The sequence below is a fragment of the Veillonella sp. VA139 genome, from assembly GCF_003992005.1.
Classification (GTDB): domain Bacteria; phylum Bacillota; class Negativicutes; order Veillonellales; family Veillonellaceae; genus F0422.
Genome location: NZ_RQVL01000004.1, coordinates 42,875 through 61,369, shown reverse-complemented (window position 1 = coordinate 61,369; position 18,495 = coordinate 42,875). Strand labels below are relative to the sequence as shown.

General features: G+C 41.2%; 23 protein-coding genes. 16 read left to right on the top strand and 7 right to left on the bottom strand.

Annotation, left to right across the window (positions count from 1 at the left end):
* The first annotated feature begins 616 nt into the window (after positions 1-616).
* The 5 genes from EO125_RS03150 (at position 617) to EO125_RS03130 (ending at position 8,965) form a co-directional block, all read left to right on the top strand.
* Positions 617-1,921 (top strand): dicarboxylate/amino acid:cation symporter, encoded by a 1,305-nt coding sequence (locus tag EO125_RS03150; protein ID WP_127147630.1) that lies wholly within the window; start codon positions 617-619, stop codon positions 1,919-1,921.
* 381 nt (positions 1,922-2,302) lie between these two features.
* Positions 2,303-3,973 carry a formate--tetrahydrofolate ligase gene (locus EO125_RS03145; protein WP_127147629.1) on the top strand — a complete coding sequence of 557 codons (1,671 nt, stop codon included), beginning with the start codon at positions 2,303-2,305 and terminating at the stop codon, positions 3,971-3,973.
* Between the two features lie 8 nt (positions 3,974-3,981).
* Complete coding sequence (locus EO125_RS03140; RefSeq protein WP_127147628.1) at positions 3,982-4,602, top strand: cyclodeaminase/cyclohydrolase family protein; 621 nt, start codon at positions 3,982-3,984, stop codon at positions 4,600-4,602.
* Between the two features lie 30 nt (positions 4,603-4,632).
* On the top strand, positions 4,633-7,641 hold the full coding sequence (locus tag EO125_RS03135; RefSeq protein WP_127147627.1) for an AAA family ATPase: 3,009 nt from the start codon (positions 4,633-4,635) through the stop codon (positions 7,639-7,641).
* 22 nt (positions 7,642-7,663) lie between these two features.
* Positions 7,664-8,965, top strand: coding sequence for a Na+/H+ antiporter family protein (locus EO125_RS03130; protein WP_127147626.1), 1,302 nt, complete (start codon positions 7,664-7,666; stop codon positions 8,963-8,965).
* A 641-nt stretch (positions 8,966-9,606) separates the two neighbouring features.
* On the opposite strand, the gene EO125_RS03125 is transcribed toward EO125_RS03130, so the two are convergent.
* The 6 genes from EO125_RS03125 to EO125_RS03115 form a co-directional block, all read right to left on the bottom strand.
* Positions 9,607-10,677, bottom strand: coding sequence for a site-specific integrase (locus tag EO125_RS03125; protein WP_127147625.1), 1,071 nt, complete (start codon positions 10,675-10,677; stop codon positions 9,607-9,609).
* 115 nt (positions 10,678-10,792) lie between these two features.
* Entirely contained in the window at positions 10,793-10,996 is a 204-nt protein-coding gene (locus EO125_RS03120) for a helix-turn-helix domain-containing protein (protein WP_126939752.1), read from the bottom strand.
* Entirely contained in the window at positions 10,996-11,127 is a 132-nt protein-coding gene (locus EO125_RS10090; RefSeq protein WP_255416566.1) for a hypothetical protein, read from the bottom strand. Before EO125_RS10090 ends, EO125_RS03120 begins: the two co-directional genes overlap by 1 nt.
* A gap of 68 nt (positions 11,128-11,195) precedes the next feature.
* On the bottom strand, positions 11,196-11,318 hold the full coding sequence (locus EO125_RS10085) for a hypothetical protein (protein ID WP_255416565.1): 123 nt from the start codon (positions 11,316-11,318) through the stop codon (positions 11,196-11,198).
* Between the two features lie 360 nt (positions 11,319-11,678).
* Positions 11,679-11,819, bottom strand: coding sequence for a hypothetical protein (locus EO125_RS09815; protein WP_164726424.1), 141 nt, complete (start codon positions 11,817-11,819; stop codon positions 11,679-11,681).
* 103 nt (positions 11,820-11,922) lie between these two features.
* The gene (locus EO125_RS03115; RefSeq protein ID WP_127147624.1) at positions 11,923-12,276 is read right to left on the bottom strand and encodes a helix-turn-helix domain-containing protein; all 354 of its coding nucleotides are present in this window, start codon (positions 12,274-12,276) and stop codon (positions 11,923-11,925) included.
* A gap of 176 nt (positions 12,277-12,452) precedes the next feature.
* On the opposite strand from EO125_RS03115, the gene EO125_RS03110 reads away from it, so the two are divergent.
* From EO125_RS03110 to EO125_RS03100, 3 genes are all read left to right on the top strand, one after another.
* Positions 12,453-12,662 carry a helix-turn-helix transcriptional regulator gene (locus EO125_RS03110; RefSeq protein WP_127147623.1) on the top strand — a complete coding sequence of 70 codons (210 nt, stop codon included), beginning with the start codon at positions 12,453-12,455 and terminating at the stop codon, positions 12,660-12,662.
* A 588-nt stretch (positions 12,663-13,250) separates the two neighbouring features.
* A complete protein-coding gene (locus tag EO125_RS10155; RefSeq protein ID WP_127147622.1) occupies positions 13,251-13,433 on the top strand; it encodes a helix-turn-helix transcriptional regulator in 183 nt (60 codons plus the stop codon).
* Positions 13,434-13,445: 12 nt separating this feature from the next.
* Positions 13,446-13,643 carry a hypothetical protein gene (locus EO125_RS03100; RefSeq protein ID WP_127147621.1) on the top strand — a complete coding sequence of 66 codons (198 nt, stop codon included), beginning with the start codon at positions 13,446-13,448 and terminating at the stop codon, positions 13,641-13,643.
* Here EO125_RS03100 and EO125_RS03095 read toward each other — a convergent pair.
* Positions 13,640-13,963, bottom strand: a complete 324-nt coding sequence (locus EO125_RS03095) for a YjcQ family protein (protein WP_127147620.1) — start codon at positions 13,961-13,963, stop codon at positions 13,640-13,642. The genes EO125_RS03100 and EO125_RS03095 overlap by 4 nt on opposite strands.
* Positions 13,964-14,233: 270 nt before the next feature.
* Here EO125_RS03095 and EO125_RS03090 point away from each other — a divergent pair, with 270 nt between their 5' ends.
* The 8 genes from EO125_RS03090 to EO125_RS03055 all read left to right on the top strand — a co-directional run bounded on the left by EO125_RS03090 (position 14,234) and on the right by EO125_RS03055 (position 17,990).
* Entirely contained in the window at positions 14,234-14,431 is a 198-nt protein-coding gene (locus EO125_RS03090) for a DNA-binding protein (RefSeq protein ID WP_127147619.1), read from the top strand.
* Positions 14,432-14,800: a hypothetical protein gene (locus tag EO125_RS03085; protein ID WP_127147618.1), complete on the top strand. Its 369-nt coding sequence runs from the start codon at positions 14,432-14,434 to the stop codon at positions 14,798-14,800. It abuts the gene before it with no gap.
* 10 nt (positions 14,801-14,810) lie between these two features.
* Complete coding sequence (locus tag EO125_RS03080; protein WP_127147617.1) at positions 14,811-15,062, top strand: hypothetical protein; 252 nt, start codon at positions 14,811-14,813, stop codon at positions 15,060-15,062.
* Positions 15,031-15,339, top strand: coding sequence for a LysM peptidoglycan-binding domain-containing protein (locus EO125_RS03075; RefSeq protein ID WP_164726423.1), 309 nt, complete (start codon positions 15,031-15,033; stop codon positions 15,337-15,339). Before EO125_RS03080 ends, EO125_RS03075 begins: the two co-directional genes overlap by 32 nt.
* A 45-nt stretch (positions 15,340-15,384) precedes the next feature.
* Complete coding sequence (locus EO125_RS03070) at positions 15,385-15,714, top strand: hypothetical protein (protein WP_127147615.1); 330 nt, start codon at positions 15,385-15,387, stop codon at positions 15,712-15,714.
* Between the two features lie 141 nt (positions 15,715-15,855).
* Positions 15,856-16,278, top strand: a complete 423-nt coding sequence (locus tag EO125_RS03065; RefSeq protein WP_127147614.1) for a hypothetical protein — start codon at positions 15,856-15,858, stop codon at positions 16,276-16,278.
* Positions 16,271-17,416: a DUF2800 domain-containing protein gene (locus tag EO125_RS03060; protein WP_127147613.1), complete on the top strand. Its 1,146-nt coding sequence runs from the start codon at positions 16,271-16,273 to the stop codon at positions 17,414-17,416. Before EO125_RS03065 ends, EO125_RS03060 begins: the two co-directional genes overlap by 8 nt.
* Positions 17,403-17,990, top strand: a complete 588-nt coding sequence (locus tag EO125_RS03055; protein WP_240630426.1) for an ssDNA-binding protein — start codon at positions 17,403-17,405, stop codon at positions 17,988-17,990. The genes EO125_RS03060 and EO125_RS03055 overlap by 14 nt, the downstream gene beginning before the upstream one ends.
* Positions 17,991-18,495: the final 505 nt, after the last annotated feature.

The window sequence follows — 18,495 nt, the reverse complement described above, 5'->3', positions numbered from 1 at the left end:
ACTTTCAATAGATGTGTATCATAAGAGACTGTTTAGATAAGACGCATCTGAACAGTCTCTTTTGGCATGTTGTGATAGTAGAAGATATAGTGATGTATAAGGGTAGGGCTGTAGAGTTTGTAGAAATGGGATTATAGATGAAAATAGGCGAAAAAATACCATGCCCATCTTCACGATGTACATGGTATTTGTTGATAGAGTTCTTTAGGTCATCTGTAGGGAAGAGTAGAGGAGAAGACCCAAAGATGTGAATGAAGGATGCGTACCTGTTCGCGACACACCATAGAGGTAGCATGGTAGAGGTAGCTGGTTATGTCGCATACATATATTATCAGGCCCTATAAAGGAGTTGAGGAGTTTATAATATACGTACATCACTTCACAAGAAAGAGAGTATCAAAGTTTTGTTACTCTGTATCTGTAGTATAAACCACGAACGTCCAAGGAATGTCAAATATAAAAAAATTTTATTATATCCATGGATTAAGATTTGTTATAATACATTCTATAGAATTTTAAAATAGGTTCTAAAAGAGACGTTCTGTACTTGTACACCATCGCCTCTTTTTACTATGACCTAGGTAAGTGTTGGTATGTAAAAAGGAGATTCTATGACATGATAAAGAAAATTGGACTATCAGGTTGGATCGGCATTGGCCTCTTAGCTGGTGTCGTCGTGGGTGCCATAGCACCAGACTTTGCGAAACAGTTGAAGCCGTTAGGTGACGTATTTATTCGCATGATCAAAATGATCGTGGTGCCCTTGATTTTTAGCTCTCTCATTATGGGGATTGCAGGCACCGGAGATTTCAAAAAATTAGGTCGTTTAGGCGGGAAAGCAATTTTATGGTTTGAAATAGCTACTACATTGGCATTATTCATCGCTCTCTTTGCCGTTAACATTGCGGAACCAGGGGTAGGCGTCAATTTGGCAGCCACAAGTGGTGCCACAGACATCGTTAACAAAGCGGCATCTAAACAAATGGACCATGTACAAATGTTGGTGAACATCATTCCTACGAATATCATAGATGCTATGGCTCGTGGGGATATGTTGCAAATTATTTTCTTCAGTTGCTTATTTGCCATTGCCGCAGCGAGTATGGGAAAAGAGGGGAAACAAATCGTCGACTTGTCGAAGAGCGTTACCCATATCATGTTCCAAGTGACACACTATGTGATGTATATTTCGCCAATCGGTATTTTCGGAGCTATTGCGTATACAGTAGGGGCATTCGGTTTGGAAATGCTTATTCCGTTGTTAAAATTAGTTCTTACTTTATATGCAGCCTTGATTGTATTCTTAGTGCTCGTTCTTGGTATGGCCTCTGCATTTACGAAGGTGAACTTATTTAAATTATTTTTTGCTTTGAAAGAACCAACTATCTTGGCATTTACCACAGCCGCTTCAGAAGCAGCGTTGCCAATCGCTATGGAAAAGTTGAAAAAAGTGGGGATTCCAAATCATATCGTAAGTTTCGTATTGCCATTAGGCTATACATTTAACCTAGATGGATCTACATTGTACTCTGCTTTGACAGTAGTCTTCATTGCGCAAGTATATGGAGTACCATTCCCATTAGAACAACAAATCTTAATGATGATTACCTTGATGTTGTCTACGAAAGGGATCGCTGGTGTACCAGGTGGTTCCTTAATCGTCGTAGCCGCTACCAGTGCTGCCTTTGGTCTTCCTGTAGAAGGGTTGGCTCTTATTTTAGGGGTTGACCGTGTGTTAGACATGGGTCGTACCGTATGTAACCTATTGGGTAACTGTATTGCAGCCGCTCTAGTAGGCCGCTGGGAAAATGAAGTGTCCGCAGAAGACTTAACACGATTAATTGACAATCCATTAACCGATGAAGAAGTAGCTGCTATGGAACAAAAACGTTTAGAAGATATGGCAGAAACACACGCATAATAGGTAATAAATCGCATGCATAACAGATAGCGGATGTCGCGCACATAACACATATTGTTAGATAGAACACCCTATGTCATCTCTAGGAGATGGGATAGGGTGTTTTCTATGTATCTAGTATGGTACAAAGACTCGTTGCAACTCTCTTAGATAGAAATGGGCGATTCCTATTACTGGTTATAGGAAATGAAAGTACTTTCAGTGTAATTATTAATAGACGAAATACGGGAAATCGTTGTATCATAGTTCTAATAGACAGTTTCTTTACTATGATACTAGTGAAAAGTATGGATGGGAGTCTCCTTACAAGCGAGGTAATGAAAATCATAGTATAGAGTTTTTCGTACGAGTGTACGATAGTGATGTGAAGGGAGAGCGACTATGTTAAGTGATATTGAAATTGCCCAACAGGCACAAATGGAACCTATTGTGGAAATTGCAAAACGATGCAATTTAGCAGAAGATGAATTAGAATTATATGGAAAATATAAAGCAAAAGTGTCCTTTGATGCGATGGAACGCTTACAAGATAAGCCGAACGGTAAGCTAGTTCTAGTTACTGCTATCACACCTACACCAGCAGGAGAAGGGAAGTCTACCACGACTATTGGATTGACACAAGCTTTACAACAAATTGGTGTAAACAGTATTGCTGTATTGCGCGAACCATCCTTAGGCCCAGTATTTGGTGTCAAAGGTGGTGCTGCTGGTGGTGGTTATGCGCAGGTAGTACCAATGGAAGATATTAATCTTCATTTTACAGGGGATATGCATGCCATAACGGCCGCTAATAACTTGTTATCAGCAATGATTGATAATCATATTTTCCAAGGTAATGCACTACAAATTGATGTACGTCGCATTAGTTGGAAACGCGTATTAGATATGAATGATCGTGCGTTACGTAATGTGGTCATTGGAATGGGTGGCCCTATGAGTGGCGTACCAAGGGAAGATCATTTCATGATTACAGTAGCCTCTGAAATTATGGCCATTTTATGCTTGGCTCGTGATTTAGAAGATTTAAAAGCACGATTTGGTCGTATTGTAATTGGTACAAATCTATCTGGAGATCCTGTATTTGTGCACCAATTAGGCTGTGAAGGAGCGATGGCGTTACTCATGAAAGATGCTATCAAACCGAACTTGGTACAAACGTTAGAACATACACCAGTATTGATTCATGGTGGTCCATTTGCAAATATTGCGCATGGATGTAACTCAATCATTGCGACCAAGTTAGGATTAAAATTAGGGGATGTAGTTATTACAGAAGCTGGATTTGGTGCAGATTTAGGGGCAGAGAAATTCTTGCATATTAAGTGTCATTATGGAGACATTTTCCCTGATGCAGTGGTCATCGTAGCTACGATTCGAGCTTTAAAAATGCATGGAGGAGTTCCAAAATCAGAGTTGACCAAAGAAAATGTAAAAGCGCTAGAACGAGGCTTTGTGAACTTAGGGAAACAAATTGCCAATATGAGAGCCTTTGGCTTGCCAGTATTAGTGAGCATTAATAAATTTGCTACAGATACACCAGCAGAAATCGATGCGTTATTACAATTATGCGATCACTATGGTGTGGATGTAAGTCTTAATGAATGCTGGGAAAAAGGTGGCGCCGGAGGCATTGATATGGCAAAACAAGTGATGGGTATGCTAGAAGGAACAGACATCAAGCCAACTGCTTTATACGATGTGAAAGATAGCATCCCTAACAAGTTAACGGCGATTGTAAAAGAAATTTATGGTGGCAATGGTGTAACATTTACAAGTGCAGCAAAAAAGCAAATTGCTCAATTGGAAGCATGGGGATTGGCAGACTTACCGGTATGTGTGGCAAAAACACAATATTCCTTAAGTGATAATCCGGAGTTACTAGGAGCTCCTACAGATTTTACCATCACTGTGCAAGATGTACGAATTGCTAATGGGGCTGGATTTATTGTGTGTCAAACAAGCAATATTATGGTCATGCCAGGGTTACCGAAACAACCAGCCGCTCTTGGTATGGATGTCACAGCAGAAGGGACTATTAAAGGATTGTTTTAGGAGGAATGATGGAATTACATAACGCATCTGTCATAGAGTTTATTCGTGACCTTGGGTCTAGTGCACCAGCCCCAGGAGGTGGCAGTGTGGCGGCGATGAATGGCGCCATGGCGGCGGCTTTAATTGAAATGGTAGCGAATTTAACAATTGGGAATGCAAAATACGAAGCGGTCCATGAGGAGATGAAGGCTATTCAAAAAGAAGTAAGCCAAGTCAAAGAAGACTTTGTTCACTATATTAATAAAGATAGTGCTGCGTTTATGGAGTTAATGGGAGCTTTCAAATTACCAAAAGAAACGGATGAAGAAAAAACATTCCGTAAAGCTGAAATACAACGTACGACGAAACAAGCAGCCTTAGTGCCTTATGAAATTGGTAAATTAGCATATACTTTATTACCCTTGGTGGAAACAGTCATTGTAAAAGGAAATACTAATGCCATTACGGATGGGATGATTGCTGTGATTAATGCAAGAGCTGCTGTAAAGAGTGCCTTTTTAAATGTGAAAATTAATTTAGGTTCTATACAAGATGCAGAGTTTGTGAAACAATTGGCAGATAGCATGGAAGAGATAGAAGCTGTGTTAGATGCAGAGGAACAACGATTGTTAGGTCTTGCTAAGGTATAAGACCCATCATAATGGAATGAAGGAAATCATATGGGGATAGAAATTCATTTATTAGGGACACCACGGATACAAGTAGATGGGAAAGATATCTTTTTTACCTATGGAAAAGTACAAGCGCTCATTTATTATATGGTGATAAAAGGAGTAGCCCTCCGAGATGAAATTAGCGGTTTATTGTGGCCGGAAAAATCGGAGGTCAATGCCAGAAAAAACTTAAGAAATGCCATTTATGAGGCAAAAAAGCTATTGGGGGCAGATGTATTTGTATCACCGAGGAACGCTGTATTACAATGGAATCCTACGGCACATATCTATGTGGATGTACATCAATTTCAAAGGAATCCTAAACAATATATAGATATTTATAAAGGGGAATTTTTACAAGGATTTTATGTAAAAGATGCAGTGGCTTATGAAGATTGGTATTTAGGGGAACGAAGTCGTCTTAAATCTATGTACATGGAGGCGGTCTATAATTTAGTAGATGCAGGGATTGAGGAAAAAAATATCGCCTGTATTGAGCGATATATTCCTGTCTTATTGTCCTATGACCCCTATAACGAAGAGCGGTTTAGTGCGATTTTGGAACTGATTATGAGCCAAGGTTTCACGACCATGGGGAAACAGTTATACCATCAACTACAATGTATTTACGCAGATGATTTAGATGAAAGTGTACCTAACTCTCTTCGAGAAGCCATGCAGTTATCAAAAGTACAAAAGCAAGAGGCGGTGTCCTTTGTAGAACATACAATGTTTAAGGGCCGTGATGCAGAAGCAGGAGAGGTACAGAAGTATTTACATTTCTTTGAAGATACTCCCTTAGCTTTGCGTATCACAGGAGAAACGGGAAGTGGTAAAACGAGCCTCGTAGAATATATACGAGATAAAGTAGAGCCCGATCGATGTGTACTAGATAGCCAATGTTATGAAGAGGAACAAGGCTTGCTGTTGCATGCGTGGATTCCTATTGTGGGAAAGATACTTGAAGAAATCGAATTACAAGGTCTGGAACACATCGAATTACGGCGTATTTATGAAATCTTTCCACAGTTAGATCGCCGTATGGCTCGAGACTTGGGCTTTTTAGAAGTGACGGAAGCATTGCCTTTTGATGTAGTGTACCAAGCAGTATCAAATTTGCTAGAACAGGTGTCGGAAGAAATTCCTTTTACATTGATTTTTGAGGATGTGCAATGGATGGACTCCTTAAGTTTTTCTTTATTGAGTTTATTGCTCTTACATCATAGGTCTGAACGTCTTATGATCATTGTCACTGACGTAGAGGAAGTAAAAGGCATGCATCAACGAACCTTGCAAAGTTTAGAACAACAGAAAGCATTGCAAAGAATTTCCTTGTTGCCTTTATCAGATGAACGGATGCGAGCTTTTATCTTAGATCGAGAACCTACGTTACAGGACACAGATATAGTGGATCAATTAGTGGAAGTCAGTCGAGGCAATCTGTTAGTACTGATAGAAAGTATGCAACTATGGAAAGAATATGGTTCCATTTATGGTTTGACCAAAGATATGGAACTGCTCTATAGCAAGAAATGCGATACTTTATCTGAAGAAGAACGTAAATTGGCGGAGTTTATTAGTTTATTCTATAATGAAGCACCACTAGGGATGATTGAACAATATATGGGCTTGGATAAACTACGTCTGTTGCAAACCTTAGAGGAGTTGGAAAGAAAAGGATTCATTGATTACCGCACACAACATGGTGAAGTGCAATATAGTTTAAAGCAATTCAAGTGCAAAGAGTATTTGCGAGATCAAATGGCTATCGATCGGTGTCAAATTTTGCATGCCTATTTGGGGGAAGCCTGGGAAAAACGGTTAACACACTCCAAGGAAGATATGATTCGCTATAAGCAACTAGAATTTCATTTCCGTGAAGCAGGACAATATCAAAAAGCTTTAATGTATAAATTAAAATCTTTCATGCATTATTTAAACTTTAATAAAGATGCCTCTCCAGAACTTGGCGTAGGGGAATTATCCTCTGTCTATGCAGGGTATTTTATGGGAGAGGCCACACAGAAGGCATTGCGAGAAATTGAAGATGATTTGAATCATGCCTATGCATTATATGGTGATACACCGGAAATGAAGGCTTTGGAATTGCCTTATTTATATGGTGTTGGTAAGTATTTTATGAGTCGAGGCGATGCAGGTGGGGGTGTACGATACTTTCAAGAGTTACTAGAAGAAAGTAAACTTCAAGATGCAGCGAACTATACATTGAAAGCCTACAAAGAGCTTATCTATTACCATTTGCAAAAGCGTCATGTTCTAGAGATACATCAATATACCACAAAGGCTCTTGCCTTGGCAGAGCAGTACCATTTCAAAAAGGAGATTGGGGTTATATTAAGACTGAAAGCACTAGCTTTCATTATGGAAGGTCAGCCAGAACAGGCAATTCCTCTCCTAGAGGAATCCATACGATTATTCTCGGTAACCCAAACTGTGGCCCGCAGATATGCTATTAATATCGCGGCGGCCTATAACTACTTAGGAGATATTGAAAAAAGTCAGTCTCGTCTGGAGACGGCATTAGAGATGTACCAAAAAGCACTGGACTATTGTGATCAAACGGAACTATATAGTTCATGGATTGTATTTGCCACCAATGCGGGTATGACAGCTTTTGCATTGCAGGAATATGAATTAGCATTTACCTATTTTCAACAGTCCTATGAATTATGCTTGCAATATACCATAAGTCGACGGAGACCGACTATTGAGGCATACCTTGGTTTGTTAGCCCGAATTAAAGGAGATATACATACAGCTGTGTCCTGGTTGGAATCTGCCCGATCTCATGGTGTGGTCGAGCAACATGGGCAGGAAGTTGGTCGTGTGCATTGGGCTATTTGTTTCCTCAAAACTGAGTATCCTAGTGCAGAGGTGGATCAAGCTTTTTCTGAAAGTTTGGACACCTATGGTACAATAGCATTGCAACAATTAGATGGCTATGGAGATGTGTGGGAACGGACGTACCTAGAACAGTTGCTTCAAGCCGAGTAAGTACAAAAGAAGGAGATCCTAAATGGATATAGTGTTAAACCCCATAGTGTTATCAGTCATCGCCATGTCAATTCTGTGTTTGCTACGATTTAACGTGTTATTATCGGTTATCGTAGCTTCCTTAGTGGCAGGCCTAGCAGGAGGGATGACGGTAACTACTACCATCGAATCCTTAATCGGTGGCATGGGTGGCAACTCAGAGACTGCATTTAGTTATATTTTATTGGGTGCCTTAGCCATTGTCATTGGTCGATCTGGACTAGCCACTGTGGTGACGAAAAAAATTACGAACATTGTAGGTACGAAAAAAGTGGCATTTACATTGCTCATCGCCTTTGTATCCTGTTTTTCACAAAATTTAATTCCTGTGCATATTGCCTTCATTCCTATTTTGATTCCCCCCTTGTTAGTGGTGATGAATCGTATGAAAATAGACCGTAGAGCGGTGGCGTGTGCTTTAACATTTGGTCTGAAAGCACCCTATGTATCATTGCCAGTTGGTTTTGGTTTGCTATTTATGACCATTATCAAAGATCAAATGGTAGCGAACGGTGTGAATGTATCGATTTCAGATATAGCTTCTGTTATGTGGATTGGGGGCATATCCATGGTGGTAGGATTATTACTTGCCATTGTGTACTATAGTCGAAACCGCGACTATGAAGATATTGCGGTAGAGCAAGAAGAATCTACAGAGCATACAACTCGTATGACGGCGGATTGTTGGAAAGGATTAGCAGGAGCAGCGGTGGCTTTTGTGGCACAACTGTATTTTAAATCTTTACCAATTGGTGCGTTGGCAGGGCTAGCTGTATTCTTTGCTACAGGCCTTATCAAATGGTCTAAAATGGATGAAGATGTAGATGGTGGTATTCGCATGATGGGGACTATTGCCTTTGTGATGTTGATTGCCGCAGGGTATGCCAACGTATTGCGAGAAACAAATTCAGTGGATCAGTTGGTAACTGCCACAGTATCTATTATTGATTCTAAACTAATGGGCGCTGTGATTATGCTGATCGTAGGGCTGTTGGTTACCATGGGTATCGGCACTTCCTTTGGTACTATTCCGGTCATTGCATCCATTTATATTCCTATGGGATTACATCTAGGCTTTTCTGTGCCAGCTATCATTTTGCTAATCGGTATTGCAGCTGCTTTAGGAGATGCCGGTTCACCAGCATCGGACTCTACATTGGGACCTACATCGGGGCTCAATGCAGATGGACAACACAATCATATATGGGATACCTGTGTGCCAACATTTATATTTTATGATATTACCTTGCTACTGGGTGGTGTCGTAGGGGCGCTAATTTTATAATACAAAAAGGACTGTCGTAACATGTAGAAATACATATTACGGCAGTCCTTTATCGTAGGCTCTATACTATGCTATAATTTTATACTATATTTTGGGGAGTTTCTCCGTATAAACGAGTTATATCTTTAGGGATAACAAGTCAGGTCTTACCTGATTGGTGAGATTCAAGGCCGAAGTATCTTCACTCCTCACGTATATGATGGTTTTAAATGTATCATATAAGATAGTGATTAAAAAAATATTCCCAATACAATGGAGCTGACAATCAGAAGCAAAATAAATAAGCCGATGATAGATAGCGTCCCTAATCCAATAGCATATAAGAGATAGTATAGAGCAAGTATAAGATTGGTAGCGATAAAAAGGATTCGTTTAAACATGAATAGACTCCCTAGACACTATATCTGTGTTACAAAAGAAAAGAACCGCACGGTTGAGCGGTTCTAAGTGTGGTGGAACACCAGGGGTTCGAACCCTGGACCCTCTGATTAAGAGTCTCCATATTGAGAATGAGAAAATGGCTTAAAACCACTATTTCATGCGATTTGTACTTCTGATAATTCCCTATATTTTCCTATATTTTCAAATAAAGTGATGTCAAACTGATGTCAAAATATAGGAAAAATGTGTGTAATCGTAATTCAAAAAATCAAGGCTAATTTTTCTTTCACGTCCGCTTCCATAACAGGGGTTAGATGTGAATAAATATCCATCGTCATTTGATAGGATGAATGGCCCAACCGCATTTGGATCACTTTAAAATTTACCCCCGCTTCAATTAATAGGGTGGCGTGCGTATGACGTGTGCCGTGCATCGAGAACCCTTCGACTCCAATCGCCTTGGCGAACTTACGGCAGTGCTTGCTTACCTTTTGAGGGTCTCGTGCGTTTCCTCTTCTTCCCGGGAATACAAGGTTGTGGTCTTCCCAATGCAAGGTTTGCAGTCTTCGCTTGCTCACGTTCACCCTATGCTGTTTGAGCTCTGCCATTGTGGCAGGGTCTATGGAGATAGTACGTTTCGATGACTTGTTCTTAGTGCTAGCTACGACGGTGGTCTTATCTTCGATGTTGAGTACGGTTTGATTGACTGAGATAGTACCTGCCTTAAAATCCACATCGGACCACCTAAGTCCCAAGAGTTCCGACCGACGTAATCCACTAGTGAATGCGAGGCGGAATATCGTGTGTAGCTCTGCATCGGAAATAACATTTAGGAATTGGTCTACCTGTGCCCTGGATAATGTAACCATTTCGCGCATCTTTTGGGCCTTTGGTTTCTTCACAAAGTCGGCTACATTCTTAGGGATGAGTTCTTCCTCAACGGCGAGCTTTAACATCATTCGTAGCACCGTAATGGTGTAGGATTGCGTACGTGCCGATTTATCCGACAAGGTGCGCAGTAGTGCCCTAACATTGAGGGTAGTAATAGTATCGAGATACATATTGCCTAAATAAGGTAGTATGTAGGTTTTGATAACATACTTATAGCTGGCTAGCGTAGATGCAGCGACTGTTGACTCCTTGATGCGGAGCCATTCCTCGGACCATTGGTAAAGGGTAAGCCCTGCGGTGTAATTAATCGCACAGGTGAGCTTTGCGAGGTAGTCCTCCATTGCTTTGGTGGCAGCCTTCTTAGTGCTACCGTAGAAAAACTGGCGCTTACCATTTATGGTAGTACTTACCTGGTATCTACCGTCTTTTCGTTTAGCCATAAATATAGCTCCTTTCGTGGTCAAATACGAAGGAACGTGCTATAATAGTAGAGGTTGTGGTGCACGCTCCTATTGTGTGTACTGTTCCCCCATTCCATCGGAGTGGGGGATTTTTTTATTGTTGTGGTGCTTCTCCGTATAAGCGAACCATGGCTTCGCGGGTAACAAGCCACGTCTTGCCAGATTGGCGACATTCTTCTTGGGTGAAAGCCAAATCCCCTTTTACCCTGCCGATGCATTTTTGCTTTAATGTATCGACGGAAACATGCCAAAGTTCAGCCGCTTCTTTTAATGTTAAGACCTCATGTAGTACATTCATTATTTTTTCATCCTTCCCATGATAAAACCCCAAACAGCATAGAACAAAGCAACTTCAATCATATGCTTGTTCCAATCAAAAATAAAAGTCATAGCAATTGCCAATACAATCATTGGTAAATATTGTTTCATTGTATCTCTCCTTTGTGGTATAATACATACAGGTTGGGAGGCTTTCGCCTCCGCCTGTATTTAAGTCCCTATTTCTTAGATTTCTTGGTGGATTTCTTCTTAGGGGCTTTTTTCTTTTTGCTATCGTAGTGTAAGTAAATCATTACTAGCCATCCGATGAGCCACTCAATATCATTCTTATCAAAGTTCATTATTTCACCTCCTCTCTATGCTTATATTATACACTAATTAGTGTATAAAGTCAAGGGGGAAATGAAAGAATTTATAGAAAAAAATAATATTTTGGTGTATATTATAGTAAAGTTGACTTGTGAAGGAGCAAGGCTGGGTTCCCGAATGGGAGTAGGATAGAATCTTAGAAATCTCAAGCCCCTAGGGTCAGCTTATTTTTTATCTCCTTATATAGGTTGCGTTAGTATTGGTTGTGATACACGCTCCTATTGTGTGTACTAAGCCCCCCATTCCATTACCGTGGAGTGGGGGATTTTTTTATTTATAAAACTTGATTTATTTGCATTTTGTTGGCGTCAACAAAATCGAGCGGGATTGCCTTATTCAGCATAATGGTAAAAGAAGTTTATTTCCTCTTCATTGAACCCTACTTCATTGCTATGCAGTAGAGCCTCTATCACACTGGCATGTTGCTCTGATGTGAAGTGCCCTTCTGCAATGTGGCATATCTCATGTGCCATGCTTTCACGTAACACCTCGATAGGTCGGTGTCCTCTGATGTGCACAGGGGCGCATTCACCGACTGTGGTAGGTTGTGGTATATGATCGGGATGTTATATATAATTATCTCCCCTTGTTTCGTAATTGATTGACTATGTTAATCACAGATTCTAACTCTTCATCGGTTAGATCTTTTGATGCATCCAGTAGGATACCTTCGTTTACACGTGCGTATTCTGCCCTGAAGTTGACTTGTGGAGAAGTGTAATATTCGGAGTTACTTTCTTGAATTAACTCCCCAGGTGAAGTATGGAGTGCTTTGGCTAAAGGCTCTAGCACAGTTAGTGGCAGGCTTTCGATATCGCCGTTTTCATATCTGTAAACAGTGGCCCTATTTTTTCCTAATTTAGCCGCTAATTCATCAACACTCATCCCCAATTCTTTTCTCCTGTGTTTTATAATTTCGCCGATTTTCATAGTAACCTTCCTTTCTTTGTACTAATTATAATATTAAAATTGCAAATATGCAACAGTATTATATAAATAAATTTGCAAATGTGCAAAAAAATTATTGACATGTGTGTTGCTGTGTAGTATTATAGTCGCATAGGGTCGCATAAGTGCGAATTATTAAAAAAAGAAAGGAGTTAAATATGGTAAACATCCCTAAATTAAAAGGAAAGATGGTTGAGAATGAACTCTCTATTTCTGAAATGTCGGAAAGAATTGGAGTAGACCGCTCTACCATCTATCGAAAACTAAATTCTGGCGGAGATAGTTTTACTGTTGCAGAAGTGCAATCTATCGCCAAGGAGTTACAACTTAATAGTGAAGATATTAATTCGATTTTTTTTGCTTTGTAATTCGCATAAATGCGAAAAAGGAGAACCACAACCATGAACACACAATCACGAGACGCAGAGTTTCAGTCCCCGCAATGGGGAAGTACTTCTAAAGAAGGAGGTAGCAGATTGCCTTGGCTGCACTATTGATGAGTTTCCGTCCCCGCAATGGGGGTAATTCTAAAGTTAGTAATGAAAATGCCTGGTATATATGCCTAGGGTTTCCGTCCCCACGATGGGGGTAATTCTAAAGGTCGTACGTGTGAATGCTAGCGATGATGAATACGTGTTTCCGTCCCCGCAATGGGGAAGTAATTCTAAAATTTTAAAAGGTCACATTTTAGTTAAGGCGTTTCCGTCCCCGCAATGGGGAGATTGTTAGAAAGGTAGAAAAAATGAGTAAAGTAATAGACTTAGTTATGTTTCCGTCCCCGTAATGGGGGAGTAATTCGAAAGAAGGTGAAATATATGTGTTCGATGAGATGTACCAGTTTCCGTCCCCGCAATGGGGAGTATAAGAATCGGAAGGAGAAACTATTTAATTTGATTATAGGCTTGAATACGCTCATAAGTCAATGAATACTTTCAGCGAAAAAGGAAGTTAAAGGAATGAATATATACGAAAACGTTAAAAAGAAATGTAAGGCGAAAGGCATCAGTATTGCCAAACTTGAACGAGCGGCAAATCTTTCAGTAGGGAGCATATCCCACTGGAGAGTATCCGACCCAAAATTGGGGAATGTAAAGGCGATAGCAGATTACTTGCATTGCACAATTGATGAGTTACTGTGAAGAGGTGAAGATTTGGATATAGAAAAAGAGCCCCTGCAAGAGAGGCTCATTACAAAAAACGACAAACAGAAATATATAGAATTGCAACAGATATCCCTAAATTTTGTTGATGATTTAGAACGCAATAAAGTAGGGCTTTCGCAGTCAGATGCAAAAACACTACTAGAACTAATTCAGATTGAAATCAAATATAGGTATAGGATGTCTTAAAAGCCGGGAATCCAATCTTTGGCTTCCTTTAGAACTCTATAGGCCTGTTTCATCGTAGAATTATTCTCTAGGTATAACATACCGTCCATAGTTAAATGACACCCGCATAGTTTAAAGTCTGGGATTTCCTCCCCAATACATTCTATAAATGCGATGCCGTCTATATAACCAGATTCGTAAAGACTTTTCAAAATAACGCATAGCCGTTTATAAGATATTCCAATTTTTTCCAAGTCAAACGTTTCATAAGGCGGAATATTATTTTCAAATGCGACGTCTATAGACATAAGAACTTTATAAATAGTAGTTGAGTATTTCATATAATCACCTCCTTTCAAGGTGATTATAGCACAAGAAGGAAGGAGTAATCATTAATGCTACCGGGTTTAACACCGATTCAGAATCAGTATTTGGAGTGCCTATACCTTAAATCCCTCGATGCAGCTGAACTAAGCTACGCGCTAGCAGTTGTCACAGAGGTGCCAAAACACTTGGAGCAGTATATAGCAGCTATGGCTGTAGCTCAATTACTGTTCAAACTCGGCAACTTCGACAAGGATCCTCGGGAAGATGAGTTGTAGGAGGTAAGTATGAATAAGATTTGCATCACATTACAGGAAGCGGCAGACCTTGCATCTGTGTCCTACGACCAAATGCAAGCATGGTCCGAGGAATACGACTTCCCTAGCATGAAAATAGGCGCAAAAAAAGGTAAGAGCTTAGTGCACTTGGAGTCACTCAATGAGTGGCTTAGGAATAAGTGCAAAATGAGACAAGGGGTGCGATAAATGGCAAGAAAACACAAAAACGCATCCAAGCGTTACAAAGGCGCTGCGATTGTAGACACAGAACTTCAAAATATTCTGCAAAAGCACGCTCAAGTAGAAAAGAAAAAGCACGATGTGCTACAAGCAAAAGATGACCTGTATGCAGTGCAACGAGCCCTTGCAGAAGAAAAACGCAAGCAGGCGGAGATTTTAGAAGGTGAGGAAGATAGGCAAGCGTTACGGCGAAAACTACGTGAACAAAAGCGCCAACAATTTGAACTGCAAGGGCTTAGCGATGAAGCGGTACGTCTTTCAACAATATTCACGGTAGGTGCTACAGTGCTGGCACTATTAGTTATGGCGCTCATCCTGTTGTGGTTGGGCAGATGAGGAGGAAATAATGGACTTTTACGATTATGCGGAATATGCGTTGCGATGTGACCTTAAGACAAGTCTGAAAGAAATGTACGAGCACGGCGGTACAAATATGGAAGAGTACGACTTCTACGCACAACGTGCCTATGAGGTGCTTAAGGAGTTATCAATGGTGATTTCTATTGATGAATTTAAGGTGCTGAAACACCAATACTACTGTGCGGTTTATGACGGAGAGTGGAGCGATGAGACCGAAACGGAAAACGAAGAAAACTAAATACGTCATTTACTGGGATCGAGTAGCAGCGGTGGCTCTAGTATCAGTCCTTGCAGTTACACTGTTCCGAGCGGCGTTTCCTACCAATATTGTAGAGTACGAGGAACGTGACGTCATTGTGCAGCAAGGAGATACTCTCTGGGGTATCGCTAAGGACGCCGTGGGGGAAACGGAAGACGTACGGCAAACGGTATCCGAAATCATTCGGAAGAATAACCTTCACAACGGCATCATCCACCCAGGAATGACCTTAAAGGTTAGGGCGGTGAAAGAATGAAATTAGCTTACATTTAAAACCAAAGAAGAAAAGGAGGAACGATCTATGACGGAACAAGAAAAACTGTACAACGTCTACAAGGAATTTGGCGGAGTGACTAATGAGGAAGTGATGGACCTGCTAGAGTGGTCTAATGATAAGGTCAGAAATCAGAAACGGAAATTGAAGGTAAAAGGGTATATTGATTATGACTTTGGTAAAGATGTAGAGATTCTAAAGCCGTACCGTGAAGAGGTGGATATCCCTGTTACGTTCAAAGGGGAAATTTACCGTGAAATGCTGGAGGTCTACATGGATGACTTCCGGAGCCAAGATACTTTCAAAGACCGCTTATTAGTGGGCCAAGAAATTCGCATGATCCTCAAGCACATTTAAAGGGGGGTGAGAACATTGCAGGATTGTACCCCGGAAACGGGCAATAAAAAAGAGCCCTCGGCGCAGCTAACACCGAAAGGCTCAATCACAAGTTTTCCAACTAAAGTATATCACATTTTAAAACTGAAAGGAAAGAACACCATGATCGAATTAAAAATCACAGTTAACGATGCAGCAGATTTAACGAAAGAATTAACAGCAGTTTACGAGAAAGTTGTAGGCGAGCCTATGGCTAAAGTGTACCCAGAAGCGAACGCTGTAGAGCATAAGAAAGAACCAAAAGCTACTAAGAAAACAGAACCTAAGGCAGAACCTAAAGTAGAAGAAGTTTCTGAGGAAGATGTGAAAGCTGAAGTGGTGAAAGAAGAACCTAAGCAAGAAACGTTACCGGTCGATGTGCCTAGTGTTGAAGAAGTACGTGCAGCGGTCAAAGAAGCTTGTGACACAAAAGAGGATAAGCAAGAACTTAAGGCGTTCTTGGAAAGTATTAAACTTGACAAAGTATCCAACGCCAATGGCGGACAACGTTTGGCGATTATGGATTGGGTGAAATCTCGTGCCTAAGAAACATGCCCTACTAGGGGCATCTAGTAGCGCTAGGTGGCTAGTATGCACACCTAGTGCAAGGCTAGAGGCACAGTTCCCTGATGAGCAGTCTCCCTATGCTGCGGAAGGTACACAGGCGCACGATCTGGCAGAGTCAATTCTACGCCACAAATTAGAAAGTGCAAAGGCACCAGCTGACGGTAGCCATACGAATGAGATGCTCGAAGCGGTTAATAAGTATGTAGATATCTGCGAAGAGAAAGTGAACGAGGCAAGAGCCCGTTCCGTCGATGCCGAGATACTCATCGAGGCTCGTTTAGACTTCTCCCGCTGGGTGCCGGAAGGGTTTGGAACTGGTGATATGTGCATCGTGTCCGATGGAGTATTAGAGGTTATCGATTTGAAGTTCGGTAAAGGCGTACCAGTAAGCGCCGTAGGCAATACGCAAATGCGACTCTATGCATTAGGTGCTTACGATACATTTGAACTGCTGTACGATATTCATACAGTTAGAATGACAATCGTGCAACCTCGCCTTGATAGTGTATCTACTGAAGAGCTACCTATCGAGGAGCTACTCGCATGGGGCGATGAGATTATCCCTAAAGCGCAAGCTGCATGGGAAGGCAGTGGAGACTGTACCCCTTGTGATTACTGTAACTTTTGCAAGGCTAGGCACCAATGCAGGGCACTAGCGGATGCATGCCTTGCACCATTCTACAAGCATGGCGGAAAACTAAACCAGCTACTTACGGATGACGAGGTAGCAGAGCTTATTGGTATGAAGGACCTTATCACCAAATGGATCAAAGGCGTGTATGACTACGCCTACGATAAAGCGGTAAGTGGTGAGAAGGAATGGAAGGGCTACAAGTTAGTAGAAGGCACATCAAGGCGAACTATCGTAGATCCCGAAGGTGCTGCAAAAGTACTACTAGAAAACGGCTACAAAGAAGAAGAAATATTCAAACCTAAAGAACTTGAGGGCATTACCGCCCTACAAAAAGTACTGGGTAAAAAAGGTGTAGCAGAACACCTTGAGGCTTTCATTGAAAAGCCACCAGGGAAACCAACCCTAGTTCCAGAATCGGATAAGCGACCGGCAATTACAAATAACACAGTTAATGTCGATGATTTCGACGATGATATTGAATAAGGAGATTACAACAATGGCAAAAGCAACAACAGGAATCGTTCGATTATCTTACGCGAATATCGCAGAACCTAAACGAAACCCAGAAGGAAAAGAACGTTATAGTGCTCAAATTATTATCGACAAAAGCGACACGAAAACAATTAAAAAATTAGAAGCCGCTATCGCAGAATTGAAATCTTACCCTAAGGCAATCGCTAAAATGGAAGGCAAAACACAGTTCATCAAGTTAAATTTACGAGATGGCGACACGGATGCAGCGGTTGCCGATCAACCAGAAACTTATGAAGGTAAGTTCTTCATCAACGTGAACGCAGATAAGCAACCAGTGTGCTTTACTCGCGACAAAGTTAAAATGGACCCATTCGATATCGAGGAAGAGATTTACAGCGGTGTGTTCGTACAGGCACAAATTGGCGTATTCGTTTACAACGTCAATGGCAAGAAGGGCGTAGGATTTGGCCTTAACGGACTTCGTAAAGTCAAAGACGGCCCACGACTTGGCGGAATGACCGTCAATGTTAACGATTTTGACGATGATTTAGGAGACGACCTAGACGAGGACGACATTATTTAATTAGGAGGTAATTATGGAGTTGAGTATTGATCTAGAGACGTATAGTGAATGCCCTATCAATTATGGGGCGCAGCGATACGTCGATGGTGATTCATTTGAAATACTCCTATTTGCCTACTCATTCGATGGCGAGCCCGTTGAGGTCGTTGATATGACAAGGCAGCAATTACCGGACAAGGTGGTTGCTGCTTTGTACAATCCAGAGATTACCAAAACCGCGTTCAATGCGGCCTTTGAAATGTTGTGTTTGAAGAAATATTATCCTGATGCGGACTACAGGAATTGGGAGTGTACGTCGGTGCTTGCCTTATACTGTAGTCTACCTGCTGGATTAGACAATGTGGCTAAAGCCCTCAAGTTACCCGTAGAAAAGGATAGCAAGGGGAAACGGTTGATTCAATTCTTCTCAGTGCCTAGAACACCGACTAAGAACAACCCAAGTACACGCAACATGCCTAGTGATGCGCCGGAGAAGTGGGCGGAGTTCATCGAATACTGCCGGCAA